Source organism: Actinoplanes sp. M2I2 (genome assembly GCF_023544445.1).
In the GTDB taxonomy this organism is placed as follows: Bacteria; Actinomycetota; Actinomycetes; order Mycobacteriales; family Micromonosporaceae; genus Actinoplanes.
In genome coordinates this window covers 23,071-44,580 of record NZ_JALPVJ010000003.1, presented here as the reverse complement: position 1 = coordinate 44,580, position 21,510 = coordinate 23,071, and the positions used below count along the sequence as shown (strand labels likewise).

The 21,510-nt window shown below is 69.8% G+C and carries 21 protein-coding genes and 1 pseudogene; 9 read left to right on the top strand and 13 right to left on the bottom strand.

Translation table 11 applies throughout. The annotated features are described in order from the left end of the window. Positions 1 to 704: 704 nt before the first annotated feature. Together HJC40_RS07600 and HJC40_RS07595 are read right to left on the bottom strand one after the other, a co-directional pair. Positions 705 to 2,462, bottom strand: a pseudogene (locus HJC40_RS07600) (PrsW family glutamic-type intramembrane protease); the annotation flags it as partial. A gap of 57 nt (positions 2,463 to 2,519) precedes the next feature. After that, the gene (locus HJC40_RS07595; protein WP_249999670.1) at positions 2,520 to 2,816 is read right to left on the bottom strand and encodes a co-chaperone GroES; all 297 of its coding nucleotides are present in this window, start codon (positions 2,814 to 2,816) and stop codon (positions 2,520 to 2,522) included. Between the two features lie 139 nt (positions 2,817 to 2,955). Between HJC40_RS07595 and HJC40_RS07590 the strand changes: the two genes are divergently transcribed. Continuing rightward, a complete protein-coding gene (locus tag HJC40_RS07590; RefSeq protein WP_249999533.1) occupies positions 2,956 to 4,212 on the top strand; it encodes an AI-2E family transporter in 1,257 nt (418 codons plus the stop codon). A 47-nt stretch (positions 4,213 to 4,259) separates the two neighbouring features. On the opposite strand, the gene HJC40_RS07585 is transcribed toward HJC40_RS07590, so the two are convergent. The 5 genes from HJC40_RS07585 to HJC40_RS07570 all read right to left on the bottom strand — a co-directional run bounded on the left by HJC40_RS07585 (position 4,260) and on the right by HJC40_RS07570 (position 7,637). After that, entirely contained in the window at positions 4,260 to 4,589 is a 330-nt protein-coding gene (locus HJC40_RS07585; RefSeq protein ID WP_249999531.1) for a DUF1416 domain-containing protein, read from the bottom strand. 4 nt (positions 4,590 to 4,593) lie between these two features. Beyond that, complete coding sequence (locus HJC40_RS07580) at positions 4,594 to 5,442, bottom strand: sulfurtransferase (protein ID WP_249999530.1); 849 nt, start codon at positions 5,440 to 5,442, stop codon at positions 4,594 to 4,596. Positions 5,443 to 5,626: 184 nt separating this feature from the next. After that, complete coding sequence (locus HJC40_RS46565; protein WP_322112171.1) at positions 5,627 to 5,704, bottom strand: Ms5788A family Cys-rich leader peptide; 78 nt, start codon at positions 5,702 to 5,704, stop codon at positions 5,627 to 5,629. A gap of 70 nt (positions 5,705 to 5,774) precedes the next feature. Beyond that, the gene (locus HJC40_RS07575) at positions 5,775 to 6,569 is read right to left on the bottom strand and encodes a DUF2993 domain-containing protein (protein WP_249999527.1); all 795 of its coding nucleotides are present in this window, start codon (positions 6,567 to 6,569) and stop codon (positions 5,775 to 5,777) included. A gap of 72 nt (positions 6,570 to 6,641) precedes the next feature. Beyond that, a complete protein-coding gene (locus tag HJC40_RS07570) occupies positions 6,642 to 7,637 on the bottom strand; it encodes a hypothetical protein (RefSeq protein ID WP_249999525.1) in 996 nt (331 codons plus the stop codon). A 258-nt stretch (positions 7,638 to 7,895) separates the two neighbouring features. Between HJC40_RS07570 and HJC40_RS07565 the strand changes: the two genes are divergently transcribed. The 6 genes from HJC40_RS07565 to pstB all read left to right on the top strand — a co-directional run bounded on the left by HJC40_RS07565 (position 7,896) and on the right by pstB (position 13,869). Next, positions 7,896 to 8,618 (top strand): response regulator transcription factor, encoded by a 723-nt coding sequence (locus HJC40_RS07565; RefSeq protein ID WP_249999523.1) that lies wholly within the window; start codon positions 7,896 to 7,898, stop codon positions 8,616 to 8,618. A gap of 9 nt (positions 8,619 to 8,627) precedes the next feature. After that, the gene (gene mshD, locus HJC40_RS07560) at positions 8,628 to 9,512 is read left to right on the top strand and encodes a mycothiol synthase (RefSeq protein ID WP_249999521.1); all 885 of its coding nucleotides are present in this window, start codon (positions 8,628 to 8,630) and stop codon (positions 9,510 to 9,512) included. A 280-nt stretch (positions 9,513 to 9,792) separates the two neighbouring features. After that, on the top strand, positions 9,793 to 10,890 hold the full coding sequence (pstS, locus tag HJC40_RS07555) for a phosphate ABC transporter substrate-binding protein PstS (RefSeq protein ID WP_249999518.1): 1,098 nt from the start codon (positions 9,793 to 9,795) through the stop codon (positions 10,888 to 10,890). Positions 10,891 to 10,928: 38 nt separating this feature from the next. Further along, positions 10,929 to 11,999 carry a phosphate ABC transporter permease subunit PstC gene (gene pstC, locus HJC40_RS07550; RefSeq protein ID WP_249999516.1) on the top strand — a complete coding sequence of 357 codons (1,071 nt, stop codon included), beginning with the start codon at positions 10,929 to 10,931 and terminating at the stop codon, positions 11,997 to 11,999. Positions 12,000 to 12,031: 32 nt separating this feature from the next. Beyond that, a complete protein-coding gene (pstA, locus tag HJC40_RS07545; RefSeq protein ID WP_249999668.1) occupies positions 12,032 to 13,081 on the top strand; it encodes a phosphate ABC transporter permease PstA in 1,050 nt (349 codons plus the stop codon). Positions 13,082 to 13,092: 11 nt separating this feature from the next. Next, the gene (gene pstB / locus HJC40_RS07540; RefSeq protein WP_249999514.1) at positions 13,093 to 13,869 is read left to right on the top strand and encodes a phosphate ABC transporter ATP-binding protein PstB; all 777 of its coding nucleotides are present in this window, start codon (positions 13,093 to 13,095) and stop codon (positions 13,867 to 13,869) included. Between the two features lie 38 nt (positions 13,870 to 13,907). Here the strand turns inward: pstB and HJC40_RS07535 are convergent, their stop codons facing one another. Next, entirely contained in the window at positions 13,908 to 14,663 is a 756-nt protein-coding gene (locus tag HJC40_RS07535) for an NUDIX domain-containing protein (RefSeq protein WP_374271280.1), read from the bottom strand. Positions 14,664 to 14,754: 91 nt separating this feature from the next. Between HJC40_RS07535 and HJC40_RS07530 the strand changes: the two genes are divergently transcribed. Further along, positions 14,755 to 15,732: a Gfo/Idh/MocA family protein gene (locus HJC40_RS07530; RefSeq protein ID WP_249999512.1), complete on the top strand. Its 978-nt coding sequence runs from the start codon at positions 14,755 to 14,757 to the stop codon at positions 15,730 to 15,732. Between the two features lie 91 nt (positions 15,733 to 15,823). Here the strand turns inward: HJC40_RS07530 and HJC40_RS07525 are convergent, their stop codons facing one another. From HJC40_RS07525 to HJC40_RS07510, 4 genes are all read right to left on the bottom strand, one after another. Next, positions 15,824 to 17,122, bottom strand: coding sequence for a Fic family protein (locus HJC40_RS07525; protein ID WP_284042858.1), 1,299 nt, complete (start codon positions 17,120 to 17,122; stop codon positions 15,824 to 15,826). Positions 17,123 to 17,228: 106 nt separating this feature from the next. Next, complete coding sequence (locus tag HJC40_RS07520; RefSeq protein ID WP_249999510.1) at positions 17,229 to 18,242, bottom strand: inorganic phosphate transporter; 1,014 nt, start codon at positions 18,240 to 18,242, stop codon at positions 17,229 to 17,231. A 3-nt stretch (positions 18,243 to 18,245) separates the two neighbouring features. Next, positions 18,246 to 18,872, bottom strand: coding sequence for a DUF47 family protein (locus tag HJC40_RS07515; RefSeq protein WP_249999508.1), 627 nt, complete (start codon positions 18,870 to 18,872; stop codon positions 18,246 to 18,248). A 79-nt stretch (positions 18,873 to 18,951) separates the two neighbouring features. Beyond that, on the bottom strand, positions 18,952 to 19,914 hold the full coding sequence (locus tag HJC40_RS07510; RefSeq protein ID WP_249999506.1) for a hypothetical protein: 963 nt from the start codon (positions 19,912 to 19,914) through the stop codon (positions 18,952 to 18,954). An 89-nt stretch (positions 19,915 to 20,003) separates the two neighbouring features. Between HJC40_RS07510 and sigJ the strand changes: the two genes are divergently transcribed. Then, positions 20,004 to 20,885: an RNA polymerase sigma factor SigJ gene (gene sigJ / locus HJC40_RS07505; protein WP_249999504.1), complete on the top strand. Its 882-nt coding sequence runs from the start codon at positions 20,004 to 20,006 to the stop codon at positions 20,883 to 20,885. On the opposite strand, the gene HJC40_RS07500 is transcribed toward sigJ, so the two are convergent. Continuing rightward, positions 20,865 to 21,371, bottom strand: coding sequence for a DUF402 domain-containing protein (locus tag HJC40_RS07500; protein ID WP_249999501.1), 507 nt, complete (start codon positions 21,369 to 21,371; stop codon positions 20,865 to 20,867). The genes sigJ and HJC40_RS07500 overlap by 21 nt on opposite strands. Positions 21,372 to 21,510 lie beyond the last annotated feature (139 nt).

Genomic DNA, 21,510 nt, shown 5'->3' with positions numbered 1-21,510 from the left:
TTCTCGTTTCCGGGCGGGCTGTCGGGGGTGGCCGCCGGGGACGAGTCATAGGGCGGCGGCGTGGGGTCACCGCCGGGCGCTGGCTGCCCACCCTGGTCGGCCGGATAGGTGTAGTTGGGCTGGGCACCCTGACCCGGTTGAGCGCCGATCGTCGGCTGAGCGCCGTAGCTCGGGCCGCCGAAGCCGGGCTGATCGCCGTACCCGGGCTGCGCGGTGAGGCCGGGCTGCGTGCCGTTCCCCGGCTGCCCGTCGTGCCCGGGCTGCGTGCTCGGGCGCTGATCGCTGCCGGGCTGAGGTCCGCTTTCAGGCTGAGTGCCTTGTCCGGGCTGAGCGCCATATCCGGGCTGAACGCCATGGCCCTGTGCCGGCTGTCCGCCATAGCCCGGCTGACTCCCGTACCCGGGCTGGGCTCCGTATCCCGGCTGAGGGCCCTGGCCAGAGTGGCCGTCTTGCGTCGGCTGTCCGTTGTAACCGGCCGGGCTACCGTGTCCGGGCTGGTTTGCGTAGCCGGGCTGAGAGCCATCAACAGGCTGGGAGCCGTAGCTGGGCTGAGAGCCGTTACCGGACTGAGCGCCATAGCCAGGATGGACGCTGTATCCGGGCTGGCCGCTGTATCCGGGCTGGCCGCTGTATCCCGGTTGGCTGCCGTATCCGGGCTGGCCGCTGTATCCGGGCTGGCTGCCGTACCCCGGTTGGCCGCTGTGTCCGGGCTGGCCGCTGTATCCCGGTTGGCCGCTGTATCCGGGCTGGCCGCCGTACCCCGGTTGACCGCTGTACCCCGGTTGGCTGCCGTATCCGGGCTGGCCGCTGTATCCGGGCTGGCCGCTGTATCCGGGCTGGCCGCTGTACCCCGGTTGGCTGCCGTATCCGGGCTGGCCGCCGTACCCCGGCTGGCCGCCGTACCCCGGCTGGCCGCCATACCCCGGCTGGGACCAGGCGTTCTGGCCGGGTGGCAAGCCGTAAGCGCCGCCGCCCGGGTAGCCGCCCTGCGGGTGATACCCCGGCGGTGCGCTCGCGGCCGGCGCCGGCACTGCGCTGAAGGGCTGCGGGTAGCCGCCATAGGCGTACGCCGGTGGGGGAACCCGGATCGGCAACGGCACGACCGGCTCGGACGGTGGGGGGACGGTGCGGGTGACGCCGTCGGGGAAGGCGATCTGGTAGTTGCGCCCGTCCCAGAAGGCCTGCGGCGTCTGCGGGTCCTTGGCTGTGAAGACCGCGCGGTATTCGAGGATCTCGGCCAGCAGGCGCTGCTCCTCGTCGGCGGCCCGTTGGACGTCGCGGGGCTTGCGGTCCAGGCCCCTGTTCATGCCGTCGCGCAGCAGGGCCAGTTGGGTCGCGGCGAACTGGAAGCTCCGCATGGCCTTCTGGCCGGCGTCGCCTGACACCCTTCGCGCCCACTGGCGGGCCGAGTATCGCCGGCCCAGGCTGCCCAGCGCGGCCACCTCGGGCGGCGAGAACCAGCCGGTGGACACGTAGAACGGCAGCACCCGCTCGGTGAGCCGGCCCTCCCAGGCGCGCAGGGCGATGGCGAAGCCGACGACCGCGAAGAACAGCGGGACCATGAAGCCGAGGTAGCCGTACAGCATGATCAGGGGCTGGGCCAGGCTCACCGAGAGCGTCGGCAGCAGGTTGAACGTGCCGTGCAGGATCATGGCGAGCAGCAGGCCGGCGATCGGCGCGAGCCAGCGCACCTTGCGGTCGCCCGAGCGGGCCGCGAGGCCCAGGCCGATGCCGGTCATGGCCGTGAACAGCGGGTGGGCGAAGCCGGTGAACAGGATCCGGACGATGAAGATGGCGAACAGGTTCTGCAGGCCGGTGGCCGGGCCGTACTGTTCGACGCCGGCCGCGTAGCCGTGCTGGCCCAGGTAGAGAACGTTCTCGACCATGGCGAAGCCGAGCGCCGAGAGACCGCAGTAGACGATGCCGTCGGTGATGCCGGACCACTCGGCGCGCCGGCGCCAGAAGAGCAGCAGCGGGCCGGCCGCCTTCATCAGCTCCTCGATGAACGGCGCGACCAGCACCGCCACCAGCGCGTCGGGCAGGCCGATCCGGTCGAACAGCACGGCCGAGCCGGTGTTGACCAGCAGCGCCACCGCGGTCGCGATCGCGGCGCCCCAGGCGAAGCAGAACGCCAGGTAGCGGATCGGCTCGGGCTCGTAGCGGTCGAGCCACAGGAAGGCGGCCACCAGCAGCGGGACCGGCAGTACGGCGGCGGTCAGGCCGATGACCAGGCCGGTGACGCCGATGTTGACGCCCAGGAACAGCAGCATGCCGATCGCGCCGGCCAGCAGGAAGCTGACGACGCCGGCGATCGGCAGCCATCGCCGCCAGCCCGTCCTGCGCCCGGCCACGGCCAGCACGGTGCCGGGCATGACGTCGGTGGCCACGGCAGCCGTGGGCTCGACGGAGGCGGGGGAAGCGGGTGTGGGAGGAGCTGTCCCGCCCGGCGAGTCGTCGGCCATGGAGCCAGCGTAGTCACCCGTACGGTGACCGGCCGCCCCAAGGCGATCCGGACCGGCTCAGAGGTAAAGGCCGGTGCCGTCTGGCTCGACCCGGACCGCGGCGACGGCGTGCACGTCACGCTCGCGGAGCAACACGTACTCGCGGCCGTGCAGCTCGACCTCGGAGCGGTCGTCGGGGTCGAAGAGCACCCGGTCACCGACGACGATCGAGCGCACGTTGGGGCCCACCCCGACCGCCGTGGCCCAGGACAGCCGGCGGCCCATCGAAGCGGTCGCCGGGATCACGATGCCGGCGGTCGAACGCCGTTCGCCCTCACCCCCGTCCTGCCGGACGAGCACACGGTCGTGCAGCATGCGGATCGGCAACGCGCTCTCGGTTCGAGTGTCGGCACTCACGATTGCTGACGGTACGCCGCTCGTCGTGGCGGGCCCCCGCCGGGAGCGCGCACCACTAGGTTGTTAACGGCGCACCGACGGCGAGGGGGTAGGCGGGTTGAGCCGCTTGCAGCGAGTCCGGCAGAACCTGAGGCGGGCGTACGACTCCGGTCGCGAGTCCGTACGCCTGGCTCGCGAAGATTCTCGGCGCACGGAACCGGACACCGAGGTCGATTTCGCCCCGCCGCCGCCCGAGCCCGACGACGTGCACCATTCGACCAGCAGCCGGGACGACGCCGAGGTGCCGCACTCGCTGCGGATCGCGGCCGCGTGGGGCTGGCGGCTGATCGTCGTCGGCCTGGTCGGCTGGGCGCTGCTGCGCTTCATCGGCATCATCAGCGTGGTGGTCATCCCGCTGGCGGTGTCCCTGCTGCTGTCGGCCCTGCTCGCGCCGGCCGTCGGCTGGCTCCGCCGGTGGCGCGTCCCGCCGTCGCTGGCCACGTTCCTCGTGCTGATCTGCGGGATCGCCGCCGTCGCGGGCACGCTCACCCTGGTGATCACCCAGTTCGTGAACGGGCTGCCCCAGCTGACCGAGGGCGCCACCGCGGGCATCCGGACGATCCAGGAGTGGGCCAAGACCGGCCCCCTGCACCTGTCGGACGACCAGGTCAACCGGGCCATCGACAACGCCCAGAGCTGGATCAACTCGAACACCGCGTCGTTGACGTCGACCGGCATCGCCACCGCGGCGACCGTCTTCGAGGTGCTGACCGGCGCGCTGCTCGTGCTCTTCTCGACGTTCTTCTTCCTGCGGGACGGCCGCAAGATCTGGCGCTTCGTCGTGCGGCTGCTCCCGGTGAACGCGCGCTGGTCGCTGGCCGACGCCGGGGACGCCTCGTGGGCCACGCTGGGCGCCTACGTACGGGCCACCGTGCTGGTCGCCTTCATCGACGCGGTCGGCATCGGCATCGCGCTGGTGATCCTCGACATCCCGTTCCCGTTCCCGCTGGCCGCGCTGGTGTTCCTGGGCGCGTTCGTCCCGATCATCGGCGCGGGGATCTCGGGAACGGTCGCCGTGCTGGTCGCGCTGGTCGACCAGGGCTGGGTGATCGCCCTGGTCGTGCTCGGGGCGGTGGTCCTGGTGCAGCAGCTCGAGGGCCACGTGCTCCAGCCGTTGATCATGGGTCGCGCGGTGGCGATCCATCCGCTCGCCGTGATCGTCGGCATCGCCTCGGGGGTGGTGCTGGCCGGCATCATCGGCGCGCTGATCGCCGTCCCGCTGATCGCGGTGCTCAACACCGGCGTCCGGCGTCTCACCCGGCGGCGCCCCGAGGTGCCGCCGACCGCGGTGGTCGTGGCCGGCACGAGCATGTGAAAGGGCGGGCCCCTTCCGGGAACCCGCCCTCAGCGAAGCAGTGACGATCAGGCCGGCGTGACGGCCAGCCCGACCTCGTTGACGCCGACCGTGGCGTCGACGACGGCCTCGCCGTTGCCGCTGCGGCTCAGCGCGCGCAGCGTCCAGGAGCCGGGTGCCGCGAAGAAGCGGAACACGCCCTCGGGCGACGAGACGACCTCGGCGGTGAACTCACCGGTCGAGTCGAGCAGGCGTACGTAGGCGCCGCCGACCGGCTCGCCCTCGGCGTTGCGCACGATGCCGGTCAGCACGGTCTCACGGTTGAGGTCCACGCCGGCCGGGATGGGCGCCGACTGGTCCGGGGCCGCGCATCCGGCCGCGATGTTGGGGGAGGTCATGAGGTCACGCCTTTCCCGGTTCGTCACCGAGCGCGATCGGCACGCCGATGAGCGAGCCGTACTCGGTCCACGAGCCGTCGTAGTTCTTGACGTTCTGCTGGCCGAGCAGCTCGCGCAGCACGAACCAGGTGTGCGAGGAGCGCTCGCCGATGCGGCAGTAGGCGATGGTGTCCTTGCTGCCGTCCAGGCCGGCCTCACCGTAGATCTTGGTGAGCTCCTCGTCGGACTTGAAGGTGCCGTCCTCGTTGGCCGCCTTGCTCCACGGCACGCTGATCGCGGTCGGGATGTGACCGCCGCGCTGCGACTGCTCCTGCGGCAGGTGGGCCGGGGCGAGCAGGCGACCGGCGAACTCGTCGGGGCTGCGCACGTCGACCAGGTTCTTGACGCCGATCGCCTCGACGACCTCGTCGCGGAACGCGCGGATCGACAGGTCGGGCGCCTTGGCCTGGTAGCTCGTCTTCTCGCGGACCGGCACGTCCTTGGTGTACGGGCGGGCGTCGAGCTCCCACTTCTTGCGGCCGCCGTCGATCAGCTTGACCTGCTCGTGGCCGTAGAGCTTGAAGTACCAGTACGCGTAGGCCGCGAACCAGTTGTTGTTGCCGCCGTACAGGATCACCGTGTCGTCGTTGGAGATGCCCCGCTCGGACAGCAGCGCGGAGAACTGCTCCTGGTTGACGAAGTCGCGCCGGACCGGGTCCTGCAGGTCCTTTTTCCAGTCGAGCCGGATGGCGCCCGGGATGTGGCCGCCGTCGTAGGCGGTGGTGTCCTCGTCGACCTCGACGAAGACCAGGCCCGGGGTGTCGAGGTTCTGCTCGGCCCAGTCGGCCGAAACGAGTGCGGTGTCGCGACTCATCGGTTCACTCCCTGTCAGGTGAGAGATGGGGGAGAGTCAGCGCACGGAGATGGTGTGTCGCACCGCGCGCGGGACCCAGTGGAGATGGGAAATCGGATCTCGAGCTGTCGTGCGACGGGCGCCACGAAACCGGCTGCGTTGCCGGCGGGGGAGAGCTAGAAAGTGCTCAGCACTGGTGGCCCCGTCAGATGACAGGGCGACACAGGCAGGCGGCCATGCGGCACAGGTCGACCGCACGCCTCTTGGTGAGCAACGGGCTCATGAGATGGGACCCTACCAGCGGTTCACGTGCCGGTAACAGCGTCGACCACCATCCGGGAACATGTCCGGGATCACAGCCCGCCCGCGTTCAGTGACACGTCGTCGGCTCCGGCGGTGAACCGCAGGCCGTCCGGCGTGGGCTCGACCTTCTGGACGGCCAGCTTGAGCGGCAGCTCGGGAACCCGCAGGTCGACCGAGAGCTTCTGCACATAGCTGTCGATGAGGTTGCGGATCAGCGGCACGTTGGGCAGGCCCTCGGCGGTCACGTCGGAGAAGCGCACCTGCACCACGCCGTCCTTGACCGCGACCGTCGCCGTGCCCGAGACGTCGAAGGTCTGGCCGAGCGCCTGCACGGGCGCGCTGCCGACCAGCTTGCCGTCCCGTTCGGCCAGCTTGAGACCGGGCTGGCCGATCAGCTCGGCCAGTTGCGGGTAGTCGATCGTGCCCGTGCCGGTGACCGTGCGGGCGACGACGTCACCGGTGCCGCTGCGGATCGTGTCGAGCGGCGCGTCGACGTCGTTGGCGTGCACGTCCAGGTCGGCCACCCGTACGGTCCGGTTGTTGCCGGCCGGTCCGGAGAGATTGGTCAGCTGGATGCGGATCTGCTGGTACTTGCCGTCGACCACCTGGGTCAGGAACGGGATGCCCTCCACCGTGACCACCGGCTTCTCGCTGGTCGCCTTCTGATCGGCGATCTGCTCGGAGACGCGCTGGCCGATCATGCGCTCGGCGTACCCGGCGGCGAACCGGTCGAGCGCCACGAGCACGCCGGCCAGCAGGATCAGGAAGACGAGCAGGGTGATCAGCAGTCGGCGTCCCCGCCGCTTCTTGCGCGGGCGCTCAGTGCTGTAAACCTCGCCGCTCACCGGCGTCCTCCCACCCAGAGCCGAAACTGCCGAGAACCGTACATGCCCCCGCTTGGACGCCGGTGAAACGCCTCAGGTGAGGAACCAATGGCTCAGGGCGTACGTGGCCGGGGCGAGCAGGGCGAAAGCGCCCAACGGCCCCTGCATGTGCCGGGCCACCCAGAACGTCGGGGCGTCCCCGGCGAGCCGCCGGTCGGCCTGCCCGAAGTTCACCGCCAGGTCGACCAGGTGGGCGATCAGGACCGCGATCAGGCCCAGGACGGCGCCCTTGGCCGGGGTGAACGGCAGCACCAGGCGGCTGCCCAGAGCGGCGGCGGCCAGGGTGCCGAGCATCGCGCCGAGCACGATCCCGGTGGCGCCGCGCGGCACCTGCAGAGCCAGGCGGGGCTTGGCGAAGACCGCGTCGGTGGCCCGGGCGACCACGAGCGCCACGCCCGCGGCCACGGCGCAGACGGTCAGCGCCTGGGTGCCGACCTCCTGCCGGGTGAGGACGATCGGGATCGCGTAGGCCACCACGCCGGCCACGATCACCAGGGTGGTGCGCCAGGAGTCGGTCACCCGCTTGCGGTCGTCGGCCCGGACCAGCTGGCCGATCACCGCCGCGACGAACCCGCCTACGGTCACCCAGACCAGCGGCAGCAACCCGGCCCGCGTACCGGAGACGGCCAGATAATCGGCCACCAGGGCGACCGCCACGCAGACGCCGGCCGTCGTGGCCACCGCCGGCGGGTGCAGGGCCATGACCCAGGCCAGCAACGCGAGCAACTGCACCCCGAAGAGCACGATCGCGTACGGCAGCCGGGAGTCGGGAGCCGAGGTCAGGGCGCCGAGCACCAGGCCGACCGCCAGCAGCCCGGCGAAACCGGCGATGGCCAGCGAGAGCTCCCGGCGGACGGGAACGACCTCGATCTCGTCGAGCTCGTCGTCCTCCTCGACGGGCTCGACGACGCTCTTCTCGGGGCCGGTGTCGTCCCCCGGACCGGCGGACGGGCGCTTGCCGCCGGCCCTCGCGATCTCGCGGGAGGCGTCGGCGTCCCAGGACTCGTCCTGCGGCATGGTGGGGAACACGCCTGCGATGGTGCCAGACCTCACGCGGTGGCCCAATTCCTCCGGCTCTGTTAAAGCCCTGTTACGAAACGGCCATTCGTACGCCGGGAGGGCGTTCACTACATCACTCAGCCAAACGATCGAGGCTTTCCCGGTGATGCATCGGTTAAGGTAAGCCCAGCCCACCCGTCGGTGACGCCGGGAAATGTCCGCCGGTGGCGGATCGGAATTGTGACGCCATCGAGTCACCCGAGCGGCCTTTGTGCCGCAAGGACGGAGGTGAGTGTGGAAATCCTTCTGTTGGTCACGGCACGTGCCGGTGAGCCTTCCGCCGTGCTGCCCGCGCTGGATCTGCTTCCCCACTCCGTACGCACCGCCCCCCGCGACGTCCGCACCCTGGTGTCCGGGCCCAGCCCCGACGCCGTGCTGGTCGACGCCCGCTCCGAGCTTTCCGAGGCTCGCGCCACCTGCCGCATGCTGCACGCGACCGGCATCGGGGTCCCGCTCATGGCGGTCGTCACCGAGGCCGGACTGATCGCGCTCAACGCCGACTGGGGTGTCGACGACGTCATCCTGGCCAGCGCGGGTCCGGCCGAGGTCGAGGCCCGGTTGCGTCTGGCTGTCGGCCGCCTGAGCAACGCGACCGCCGGCGCCGGTGGCTCGATCCGGGCCGGTGAGCTCAACATCGACCCCGACACCTACGCGGCCAAGCTCAAGGGTCGCCCGCTCGACCTGACGTACAAGGAGTTCGAGCTGCTGAAGTTCCTCGCCCAGCACCCGGGCCGCGTCTTCACGCGCGACCAGCTGCTGCGCGAGGTCTGGGGCTACGACTACTTCGGCGGCACGCGCACGGTCGACGTGCACGTCCGTCGTCTGCGGGCCAAGCTCGGCTCCGAGTACGAGTCGATGATCGGCACGGTCCGCCAGGTCGGCTACAAGTTCGTGACCCCGCCGTCCGGCCGCCAGCTGCCCGACAACGAGCCGGTTTCGCTGCCGGTCTAGGGTCGGACCATGACGACCGTCCGCTCCCTTGACCGGTTGAGTGCCGCCGAGGCGGCCGACGTTCTCGCGTTGGCCGTCGCCGCGGAGCAGGCTGACGGCGTCTACCCGCTATCTGAAGACGTAGTGCTGCGTGTGCGCGGCGAGGGCACCGGCCCCGCCGCGCACACGCATTTCCTGTCCTATGCCGGCGATCGTCTCGCGGGTTACGCCTTCCTCGAACGGGACGGCTCGGGCGAGCTTTTCGTGCACCCGTTCTATCGCCGGCACGGGCACGGCACCGCCCTGCTGGCCGCCGCCGGTGGCGGGCCGCTGCGCTTCTGGGCGCACGGTGACGAGCCCGGCGCCCGGGCCTTCGCGGAGAAGAACGGCTTCGAGCGGGTCCGCGTGCTGTGGCAGATGCGCCGCTCGCTGGTCGAGCCCCTGCCCGACATCCCGCTCCCGCCCGAGGTCACCGTGCGCGGTTTCCGTCCCGGTCAGGACGAGGACGCGTGGCTGGGGGTCAACTCCCGGGCCTTCGCCCACCATCCCGAGCAGGGCCGCTGGACCCGGGACGACCTGCTGGTGCGCGAGGCCGAGCCGTGGTTCGACCCGGCCGGCTTCCTGCTGGCCGTCGACATCAAGGACACCCTGCTCGGTTTTCACTGGACCAAGGTGCACCCGTCGTCCGGCGCCGACCCGGCCATCGGCGAGATCTATGTGCTGGGCGTCGACCCGGCCGGTCACCGGCGGGGTCTGGGCGCCGCGCTGAGCGTCGCCGGGCTGCGTCATCTGGCCGGGCAGGGTCTGACGCTGTCGAACCTCTATGTCGACGAGTCGAACACGGCGGCCGTGGCCCTCTACCGGCGCCTCGGGTTTGCCGTTTACAAGACGGACATCAGTTACTTCCGGCCATAATCCGAGGTGAGTGGCGGTGGCCACACCCGCCGCACCTCAGTGGTCACGAGCCGGACAAGGAAGCATGACGGGGCGGTAAACACTGCCCGGAAATGCCGGACATTCCCGTCTCTGGTCACTCAGTTCACGCAACGGACAACTCGCCCTCAGGGGAACGCCAACTGTAGGCGTCAACGTGTTCACTGCGCGTTCATTTAGGCCCGGCTAACCGGCTACCTCGCGCTCTTAGCTTCGGTGGTGCCGGTTTGAAGCCGGCAAGCAAACCACCGAAGGGAAAATTGTGAAGCTCCAGCGGTCCGGTTACCTGGCAGCCGGCATTGCTTTGACTGCGACGCTCGCGCTTGCCGCGTGCGGCTCGGACAACGAATCGCCGGAGGGTGGGAGCGACGCTTCCGCCGCTGCCGGCAACTGTGTCGCCGGCAGCCTGACTGCCCAGGGTTCGTCGGCGCAGAAGAACGCCATGGACGAGTGGATCAAGACCTACCAGGGTCAGTGCGCGGACGCCAAGATCGACTACCAGGGCACCGCCTCGGGCGCCGGCATCCAGGCGTTCATCGCGGGCACCGCCGACTTCGCGGGTTCCGACTCCGCCCTCAAGGAGGACGAGCAGCCGCAGGCTGACGCCAAGTGCCCCGGTGGCGCCGCGCTCAACCTGCCGATGGTCGTCGGCCCGATCGCGGTCGTCTACAACGCCGAGGGTGTCGACAACCTGCAGCTCGACGCGCCGACGCTCGCCAAGATCTTCGACAGCAAGATCACCAAGTGGAACGACCCGGCGATCGCGGCGCAGAACTCGGGCGCCAAGCTGCCGGACGCGGCCATCACGGCCGTCCACCGTTCGGACGAGTCGGGCACGACCGACAACTTCACCAAGTACCTGAGCAAGACCGCCGAGCAGGACTGGACCTACGGCAACGCCAAGGCGTGGAAGGCCAAGGGCGGCACCGGCGCGGCCAAGTCGGACGGTGTGGCCACCGCGGTCAAGAGCACCCCGGGCGCCATCTCCTACGTCGAGCTCTCGTACGCCGAGAACAGCGACCTGAAGAAGGCCAAGATCAAGAACGGTGCCGGCGAGTACACCGAGCTCACCGGTGAGAGCGCCGGCAAGGGCATCGAGGGCGCCAAGATCGAGGGCACCGGCAACGACCTGAAGCTCAGCATCGACTACACCGCCACGACGGCCGGCGCCTACCCGATCGTCCTGACCACGTACGAGATCGTCTGCAGCAAGGGCAGCCCGAAGGCCAAGGAGCTCCAGGCCTTCTTCAAGTACACCTCCAGCACCGGTGGTCAGACGGCGCTGAACGACCTGGGCTACGCCCCGCTGCCGGAGACCATCCGCAGCAAGGTCGAGACCGCGGTCGCCTCGATCTCCTGAACTGACTGAATCCCTCCGAGACGACAGCGAGCGAGCAGATGGGTGACAACCCCTCCCGCTCGGAGAACGCCAGCGCCGGCGACCTGGGTGTGACCGCACGTCACGCCCGGGGCGCCGGCACCGGCGTTTCCCCGAGCAGCTTCGAAGAACCCCCATTCGGCGGCGGGGGCGCCCTGCCCAAGAAGACCCGCTTCGGCATGGAGGCCGGCTTCAGGGGCCTCTCCGTGGCAGCGGGCGCGATGGTGCTGGTCATCATCGTCGCCATCGCGGTCTTCCTGATCTCCAAGGCCGTGCCGGCTATCCGGGCCGACAACGAGAACTTCCTGACCTTCAACCAGTGGTTCCCGAACGAGACCGAGCCCCGGTTCGGTATCGCGGTCCTCGCCTTCGGCACGGTGCTGACCTCGATCATCGCGTTGCTCGTCGCTGTGCCGATCGCTCTCGGTATCGCGTTGTTCCTGTCGCACTACGCGCCCAAGCGGCTGGCCACGCCGCTGGGCTTCATCATCGACCTGCTGGCCGCCGTGCCCAGTGTCGTCTTCGGCCTCTGGGGCCGGGACGTCTTCCTGGAGCCGGTCCGCAACTTCTCCGCGTGGCTCAACGAATACTTCGGCTGGATCCCGATCTTCGGCGGCGACGGCCCGTTCGGCCGCTCGGTGCTGCTCGGCAGCCTGGTTCTCGCGATCATGGTGCTGCCGATCGTCACGTCGCTGTCCCGTGAGGTCTTCCTCCAGACCCCGACCATGAACGAGGAAGCCGCGCTCGCCCTCGGCGCCACCAAGTGGGAGATGGTCCGCACCTCGGTCATTCCCTACGGCAAGCCGGGCGTGATCGCCGCGGTGATGCTCGGTCTCGGCCGCGCCCTCGGCGAGACGATCGCCCTGGCCCTGACGCTGGGCATCGTCTTCAACATCTCGTTCAACGTCATCGAGAACGGCGGTAACTCGATCGCCGCCAACATCGCCAACGCCTTCGGCGAGGCCAACGAGACCGGGCGCGGCGCGCTCATCGCCTCGGGCCTCGTGCTCTTCGCGATCACCCTGGTGGTCAACATGGCGGCCCGGGCGATCATCTACCGTCGGCGCGAATTCCGGGACAGTGCAGCGTGAGCCTTCTCGAACGTGAGTCCTCCGACGTCGTCATGACGCCGGACAACATCCGTACCAAGCGCATGTCGGTGGTCGTCAACCTCGGGATCGCCGTGGCCGCCCTGGCCATCGCGGCGGCGGTGGTGTACGGCTTCGGTATCGGCAACTACGTGCTGGTCGTCGTTCTGGGCGTGGTGTTCTACCTCGCCGGGCTGCAGATCGTGGCCGGCCGGATCGAGGGTAACCGCGCCGCGCGCGACCGGATGGTCAAGGCGCTCATCTACGCCGCCTGTGTGCTGGCCATCCTGCCGCTGGCCTCGGTGGTGTGGACGCTCGTGTCCAAGGGCGTCGGCCGCCTCGACGGCGACTTCTTCGGCTCGTCGATGAACAACATCGGCGCCCGGGACCCCGAGGGTGGCGCCTACCACGCCATCATCGGCACCCTGGAGCAGGTCGGCATCGCCACCCTGATGGCTGTGCCGCTCGGCGTGCTCGGCGCGATCTACCTGGTCGAGTACGGCCGCGGCAAGTTCGCCACCACCGTGCGCTTCTTCGTCGACGTCATGACCGGTATCCCGTCGATCGTCGCCGGTCTGTTCATCCTGTCCTTCTGGGTGCTGATCGTCAGCCCGTGGTTCAACAACGGGACCCCGCGGTTCTCCGGTTTCGCCGCCTCGCTGGCGCTGACCGTGCTGATGCTGCCGACGATCGTCCGCTCCACCGAAGAGATGTTGCGCCTGGTCCCCGGGCCGCTGCGCGAGGGCGCGTACGCGCTCGGCGTCCCGCAGTGGAAGACGATCGTCAAGGTCGTCATCCCCACGGCCCTGCCCGGCATCGTCACCGGTGTCATGCTCGCCGTGGCCCGTGCGGCCGGCGAGACGGCCCCGGTGCTCCTGGTCGCCGGCGGCGCCGCGTCGATCAACTTCGACCCGTTCGCCGGCGGTCAGCAGTCGCTGTCGCTCTTCGTGTACCAGCAGGCCGGCGATGCCTCGCGGTACGCCCCGGCGCGGGCCTGGACGGCCGCGCTCACCCTGGTCGCGATCGTGCTGGTCCTGACCGTCGCCGCCAAGCTGCTCGCCCGTCGCAACAGTCTGTCCAAGTAAGAGGTAACCCCATGGCCAAGCGCATCGAGGCGAGCAACGTCTCCTCCTACTACGGCTCGTTCAAGGCGATCGACAGCGTGTCGATGGTGGTCGAGCCCAAGACGATCACCGCTCTCATCGGGCCGTCGGGTTGCGGCAAGTCCACCTTCCTGCGGTCGATCAACCGCATGCACGAGGTGCTGCCCAACGCCCGCATCGAGGGCTCGCTGACGATCGACGAGCAGAACATCTACGACCCGGACGTCGACGTGACCGCGGTCCGCCGCCTGATCGGCATGGTCTTCCAGCGGCCCAACCCGTTCCCGACCATGTCGATCTACGAGAACGTGGTGGCCGGTCTCAAGCTCAACGGCGTCAAGAAGAAGTCGGTGCTCGACGACGCCGCCGAGCAGTCGCTGAAGTCGGCGAACCTGTGGAACGAGGTCAAGGACCGGCTGGGCCGCCCCGGCGCCGGCCTCTCCGGTGGCCAGCAGCAGCGTCTCTGCATCGCCCGCACCATCGCGGTCGAGCCGCAGGTCGTGCTGATGGACGAGCCCTGCTCGGCGCTCGACCCGATCTCGACGCTGGCGATCGAGGACCTGATGTTCAAGCTGAAGGACCGCTTCACGATCATCATCGTCACGCACAACATGCAGCAGGCCGCCCGGGTCAGCGACAAGACCGGGTTCTTCTCGATCGACAAGACCGGCGACCCCGGCCGCCTGATCGAGTACGACGACACCCAGAAGATCTTCAGCAACCCGAACGAGAAGAAGACCGAGGACTACATCACCGGTCGCTTCGGCTAGGCCCTACCGGCCTGCTCGTCGGCGCCCTGCTCCCTCCCTCACGGGATGTGGAGCAGGGCGCCGCCGTCTCCGGTCAGTTCGACGCGGGGCATGACCGGCGTCGCGGCGTCGCGGCGGCTCGCCCCGGCGACGACGTCGGCCATCGTCCCGTACGCCGCGATCGAGTCCACCGTCCGGCGGGTCGGAGGCAGCATCACCAGGCCGGCCGTGTCCGTGGGAGCGACCCACGTCGCCTCGGTCGCCTCACCCGAGACGTCCCGCGCGGCCTGCCCCTCCGGCAGCAGGGAGACGAAGAACCACGTGTCGTAGCGCTTCGGCTCGAACTCCGGGGTGATCCAGCGGGCCCACGGGAACAGCAGGTCGTCGCGCAGCCGCAGGCCGCGGCGGCCGAGCAGATCGGTCAGGGTGAGCTCGCGGGCCACGACGGCGGCCCGGTCGGCCTCCCAGTCGGCGGTGCCGACGTCGCTGAGGGTGCGGTCGGGCTGTTGGATCGGCCCGGCCAGCAGGACACCGGTCTCCTCGAAGAGTTCGCGCACGGCGGCGCCGACCACCGCGTGCGCCCGGTCCGGCGGGACGCCGAGGCGGGTGGGCCAGTCGGTGCGGATGGTCTCGGGGCGGTCGGTCGGGTCGACGCCTCCGCCCGGGAAGGCGTACAGGCCGCCGAAGGCCATCGTCGTCGCGCGCCGGACCACGTACAGCTCGAAGGCCGGGCCCGAAGGGCGCAGAAGCACGACGGTGGCCGCGTCGCGCACCGCCGCCGGAGTCCCGGTGAACGCGCGGGCCCGTTCGACCATCGCCGGTGGAAGCCGCAGGGGCGTCAGATCGGTCACTCCTCGATCCTGCCACCGCGACCACCGCGCCCGGGCGGACGCTACCGTAGCGATCATGACCGAACAGAAGGTTCGCTGGGGAATCCTCGGCCCGGGCGGGATCGCCGCCTCGTTCGCCGCCGACCTGCCGCTCGTGCCCGGCGCCGAGCTCGCCGCCGTCGGCTCCCGCAACCAGCAGACCGCCAGCGCGTTCGCGGAGCGGTTCGGCTTCGCCCGGGCGCACGGCTCCTACGCCGACCTGGCCGCCGACCCCGACGTGGACGTCATCTACGTGGCCACGCCGCACGCCTTCCACTCGGAGGTGGCTCACCTGTGCATCGAGGCCGGCAAGTCCGTGCTGGTGGAGAAGCCCATCACCCTGGACCTGCCGGACGCCGCCCAGCTGGTGGCGGCCGCCCGGGACAAGGGCGTCTTCCTCATGGAGGCCATGTGGATGCGCCTCAACCCGGCCATCCGCAAGATCGCCGAGCTGGTCGAGGAGGGCGCGATCGGCTGGGTCAGCGCGATCCACGCCGACTTCGGCCTGCAGGGCCCGTTCGACGCCGACCACCGCCTGCGCAACCCCCGGCTGGGCGGCGGCGCCCTGCTCGACCTCGGCGTCTACCCGATCAACCTGGTCCACCTGATCCTGGGGGCGCCGGCCTCGGTGCAGGCGTGGGCGCACCTGACCCCCGAGCGGGTCGACGAGAACACCGGCATCCTGCTCGGCTACGAACCCGGCGCCGTGGCCGCGCTGACCTGCAGCATCAACGGCCAGAGCCGGAACAACGCCACGATCACCGGCACCGACGGCCGGATCGAGCTGCCCGAGGGCTTCTTCGTGCCCCGGTCCTTCGTCCTGCGGCGCGCCGGTCAGGAGGCCGAGACCTTCGAGTTCGACTTCCCCGGCAACGGTTACCAGTTCGAGGCGGCCGAGGTGCAGCGTTGCCTGCTCGCCGGCGAGCTGGAGAGCCCGCTCATGTCCCACGCCACGACCCTCGAGGTGATGACCCTGCTCGACACGATCCGCGAGGAGATCGGCGTCATCTACTAGGGAGCGTGCAGCGGTCGGCTCGCCGTCGGGCAAGCTGACCGCTGCCTGCTCGGTCAGCGGGCATGACGCTGAGACTCAGCCCGGACGGAGACTATCTGCCCTGCGGGCGGGCCGGCGCCGGGCGGCGCGGAGCCGATTCACGGGTGTCCCACCGCGTGCTGGCGAGGCGCCGTTCGGTCAGGGTGAGCAGGTCGAAGACGTCACGTGCCAGATAGGCGTGAGTTCCGCGGTCGACCGTTCTTCGGCTCAAGATCCCTGCTGCGGTCAGTTCCTCCAGAGCGGTCCGCGCGGCTGGTGCCGAGACGGCGAGGAGTCGCTGCACCGAGTACGGAGTGGTCACAGGCACCTCGGGCAGGAGGGGAAGGAGACGCATCGCCGCCGCGTCGGCTCGAGGCTGTCGCGTTGCGCCGTTGTCAGTACGGTGCGTCAGGTATCGATCTGTCCAAAGCTGTCGAAGCTCGACCAGGCGGACGACGAATTGTTGTGCCTGCTCCACCGCGATGGCCACTGCTTGGAGAAAAGTCGCCAGCCACGTTTCGAGGGCCGTGGTGGCCTCCGGACCGCCGGAGGGGCCGAGGTGCCGGTAGGCGGTCAGACCCCTGACGTACTCCTCGGATCGGGTGAGGAGAACAAGGCTGACCGGTAGCACCGCTGCTCGGGTGAGGCCTCGGCGGGTCAGGACGGTGTGGATCAACGCCCGCCCGACCCTGCCGTTGCCGTCCGCGAACGGATGGATGGTCTCGAATTGGGCGTGGACGAGTGCGGCTTGGATCAGCGGCGCGTGGACTGCGCCGCTCAGGTAGCTCGTCAGATCTTGGATCAAAGCAGGAACGTCGTTCGGCGGTGGCGGGACGAAATCGGCATCCAACGGGTGCCAGTCACTGCCGCCGATCCAATTCTGCTTGTCTCGAAGGCCCTGCTGCGGATGGTGGGGGAGGAGAGCTCGGTGAAGGTCGCAGATGTTCTTCGGCTCGATGGCCTCGCAGGCGGCTAGCTCACCGGCGGCCTGGCGGAGCGTGACGATGTTGTTGGCTACCAGCCGGGCATTCTCGCTGAAGCTGGTGACCGGAGCGTCCTCCGTCGTCGCCAGTTCGGCGAAGGCCACCTGCTGCGCCGAAACCTGAAGCCCTTCGATCCGTGAAGAGGCGATGGCTTCGGAACGCAACAGGAAGCGTCCCAGGCTGTCGAGGCCTGTAGTGCCGGGAGCCTCGGTGAGGCCTCGGACGGCTGTCTCGACCTTCGCCGCCGTTCTGGCCAACTCGGCACTTATGACGACCGGGCGGGTGAGTAGCTCGTCCGGGATGTAGGGGGCGTAGTGCCCGCCTCTCTTGTCGCGGCGGGTTGGTGCTTCCCATGCCATGTCCCAACGGGCTTCACGACGCTCGGCCATGGCGCTTAACCTTTCGCAGATCCTACTTTGAGAAAGGATAAGGCCTAAACTTACGCAGAGAGAGATCCAGAGAAAAGGATAAGAGCTATCTACTATCTGTCACCCGTCAGCTGAAGAGTGGGCGGAACAGGAAGTACAGGGCGCACGCGATCAGCCCGGCCGCCGGGAACGTCGTCACCCAGGCGATCACGATGTTGCCGGCCACGTTCCAGCGGACCGCGTTCAGGCGCTTCGTCGCGCCGACGCCCATGATCGCTGAGGTGATCGTGTGGGTGGTCGAGATCGGAGCGTGCAGGACGTACGCGTTGAAGAACAGCACCGAGCTGGCCACCGTCTCGGCCGCGAAGCCCTCGGCCGGGCCGAGGTCGATGATCTTGCGGCCCAGCGTGCGGATGATGCGCCAGCCGCCGGAGTACGTGCCCGCGGCCAGCATCGTCGCCGTGGTGATGTAGACCCACCACGGGATGTCGGTCGCATTGTCCTGGAAGCCGCCGGTGTAGAGGGCCAGCACCACGATGCCCATGGTCTTGGCGGCGTCCTGGATGCCGTGTCCCAGTGACATGAGCGCGGCCGAGAACGTCTGCGCGATCCGGAAGCCGCGGTTGAGCCGGCCGGGGTTGCCCCGGCGGAAGATCCACATGATCGCGACCATCAGGACGAAGCCGAGCAGGAACCCGACGAACGGCGAGGCGACCATCGGGATCAGGACCTTCTCGACGATCGTGGCCCACTGGACGTCGCCGAGCGACGGGCCGGCCACCAGGGTCGCGCCGACCAGGCCGCCGAACAGCGCGTGGGACGAGCTGGACGGGAGCCCGAACCACCAGGTGATCAGGTTCCAGGTGACCGCGCCCAGCACCCCGGCGAAGACGATGCCGAGGCTGGGGATGCCGACTTGGAGCTTGACCAGGCCGTCGCCGACCGTCTTGGCGACGTCCCCGCCGAGGTGGGCCCCGATGAAGTTGCCGACGGCGGCCATGGCCAGGGCCACCCGCGGCGTGAGGGCCCGGGTGCTGATGCTGGTGGCGATCGCGTTGGCGGCGTCATGGAAGCCGTTGGTGTAGTCGAAGGCCATCGCGGCGATGATCACCGCGAGGACGGCGAAGAACTCGGGCGACAAGGCCTAGGACTCCTTGACCGCGATGGTCTCGACCGTGTTGGCCACATGCTCGAAGGCGTCGCAGGCGGCCTCGAGCTCGTCGGCCACCTCCTTCATCTTCAGCACGGTGAGCGCGTCGTACTCGCCCGAGAAGAGCCGGACCAGCAACATCCGGTACGACCGGTCGCCCTCGTTCTCGAGCCGGTTGATCTCGATCCAGTACTCCTCGAGACCCTTCATCGTGCGCAGCTTGGGCATCGCCTCGGCGGTGATCTTGGCCTGCTGGTCGAGCACGTCGACCAGCTCGTGCATCTCCCGCGGCAGCGAGGGCAGCTCGGTCAGCCCGTAGAGGTAGAGCAGGTTGCCGACCGCCTCGAGGTGGTCCATCACGTCGTCGAGCTGCGAGCCCAGCGAGTAGATGTCCTCCCGGTCGAACGGCGTGATGAAGGTCGAGTTGATCTTCTTGTAGAGGTCGTGGGTGATCTGGTCGCTGTCGTGCTCGACGTCGGTGAGCCGGTCACTGACCGACTGCACGTCCACGCCGGGCAGGGCCAGCTCGTTGAGCAGCTCCGTGCCCTTGACGAGGTTGTTCGCGGCCTGGGTGAACAGGTCGTAGAAGGCACCCTCGACGGGGCGGAAGGAGAACTTCACGGCGCGAACCTCGTTCGACGGACGACGGTTGATCTCCCGGAATGCTACGGCCTCCCCTGGTTCACCTTTCGGTGGCCTGTTAAACGGTTTCGCGGTGCCTATCCGTACGAGGTTCGCCGGGCCGCAGCGAGGGGCGCCGGACGGCTCGGGAGGGCAGCGGTTCGCGGGCCACCCACCGGCTGACCGGGTGTCGTCGCAAGTGCCGGGCCAGGCCCCGCTGGTCGCGGTCGGCGATGACGTCGACGCCCGCGGCGCCCAGTTCGGCCCAGATCGCGGCCCGCGCGCGGCGAGGTCCCTCCGGCAGACCCGAGATGCGGACCGTACGCCCGTCGTCGTGCGCCGAACGCACCATGGCGTGCAACAGGTGACGTTCCTCGGCCGGGATCGGCTCGAGCCCGTCCCAGCCGAACCGCCGGCTCCACGGCTCGCTGATCGTCGGGACGAGCGTCGGCGGGGCCGCGGCGGAGCCCAGGTCGTCAAAGGACCCCTCGGCGAACGCGTACCGCTTCGGCTGCGCCGCGAGCAGTTCACGTACGTCCACGATGCCCGTCACCGAGACGGTGACCGCGCCCGGCGTGAGTTCGCCGCCGTCGCAGCGGCTGAGCAGTCCGGCGTGGTCGCACAGCTGTTGATCGAGGACCCGGTAGGCGCGCAGCAGCGTTTCGGGATCGCGCACCGCGCCCGCGAACTCGACCACGAGCCGGAACGGCACCTGCTGGTCACGGGTGAGCCGGCCGCCGTTGCCCCGGGCGCGCGCGAGGAGCGGGCTGAGCACGAGGCGGCGCAGGGTGCGGCCGGGCTGCGGCGCGCCCGGACCGAGGAAGAGCTCGCCGCGGGGTCCGGGGGTGACCGGCACGGTGAGGCCGCCGAGCCCGCGCCGCAGCACCCCGGGCAGCGGGTCCAGGTCCCCCGGCCCGGCCAGCGCGTGCCCGGCCGCCAGATAGGCGCCGCGGCGGCGGCGGACGGCAAGTCCGGCCACGGCGACTCCGGCCGTGCCCGCGACGACGGTCAGGCCGCCCGCGATCGCAAGCCCCTCGTTCACACCACACCATCCGATTCGTACGAAATGGGCGTTTCATACTCTGTCACAGGTGCTACCCCGGGCCGCGAACGTCGCGCAGAATTCCCTCCATGCCGTCCTCCGTCGAGACCTTCGAAGCCGAGCGTCCGCACCTCGTCTCGATCGCCTACCGGATGCTCGGGAGCGTCGCCGAGGCCCAGGACGTCGTGCAGGAGGCCTGGTTGCGCTACACCCGCGCCGCCGCCGACGACATCCGCGACCCGCGGGCCTGGCTCACGACGGTCACCGGCCGGCTCTGTCTCGACGTGCTCAAGTCGGCCCGCGTGTCGCGCGAGGCGTACACCGGGCAGTGGCTGCCGGAGTACTTCGTGGACCCCGACGACGGCCCGGCCGCGCGGGCCGAGCGGCACGACGAGGTCGGCCTCGCTCTGCTCGTCGTGCTGGAACGGCTGAGCCCGGAGCAGCGGGTGGCGCTGGTGCTGCACGACGCGTTCGCGGTGCCCTACGCCGAGGTGGCCGAGGTGCTCGGCACGACCGAGGCCACGGCCCGGCAGCACGCCACCCGCGGCCGGCGGGCGGCCGCCGAGGGCGCTGTGCGGCACAACGCCGGCCTGGCCGAGCAGCGCCGGGTGCTGGCCGCCTTCATCACCGCGGTCAACAGCGGGGACCTGCGGGCCCTGGCCGCCGTGCTCGCCCCCGACGTGGTCGCGATCAGCGACGGCGGCGGCTTCACCAGCACGGCTCTGCGGCCGATCCTGGGCGCCGACAAGGTCGCCCGCTTCTTCGTCGGCATCCTGCGCGGTGGCCGCCTGGACGGCGCCGTGCTCGAGCCGGCGCTGATCAACGGGACGGCCGGGATCTATGCCACCGGTCGGGCCGCCGACGGCGGGCCGCTGCGCGGCGCGCTCGGCGTGACCGTGGCCGACGGCCGCATCACCGGGCTCTTCCAGCAGCTGAACCCGGCGAAGCTGTCAGTGAGCGACCTTCTGTAGATAACGGTGGTAATCCGTGGCGAACGGCTCGCTGCCGTCGCCGAGCGCCACGAGCAGCCGGTCGGCCGCCGCGCGGGCCTCGCGGACGAGATCGTCGGGGTAGCCGAACTGGGTGCGGTGCTCGTCGAACTCGTCCTCGTCGCGCAGCTCGACCAGCCCCGTCGAGCGGCGGCGCACCACGTCGAGGTCGAGGTCGATGATGTGCACGGTGTCACCCTCCCAGCGCGCGGGCGTGGTGATGTCGCAGTAGACCTCACTGGTGCGCGGCTGCGGGTTGAACATGCCCGTCCACCACGCGTGATGGGGGATGAGCAGCACGAACGGGATCTGCTCGACGGACGGGCGGCCGTGGTAGACCGACTCTGTGCCGCGGGTGACGCCCACCCAGACGCCGAGGTCGTCCTCGTCGAAACGGCGGGCGGGATAGTCCCGGTGGGCCGACCCGTCGTACTTCGTGTAGACGACCCGGACCGTGTCACTCGGCATGCGAGAACCCTAACGGTGGTCGGCTTCTGTCGGTGGTGGCGGGTACCGTCCTCCCGTGCCCGCAGCAACGAAGAAGAAGGCCAGTGTCGACCAACTCCTCCAGGCCGCCGTCGGCGCCGTGCCCGGGGGTTCCTCCCGC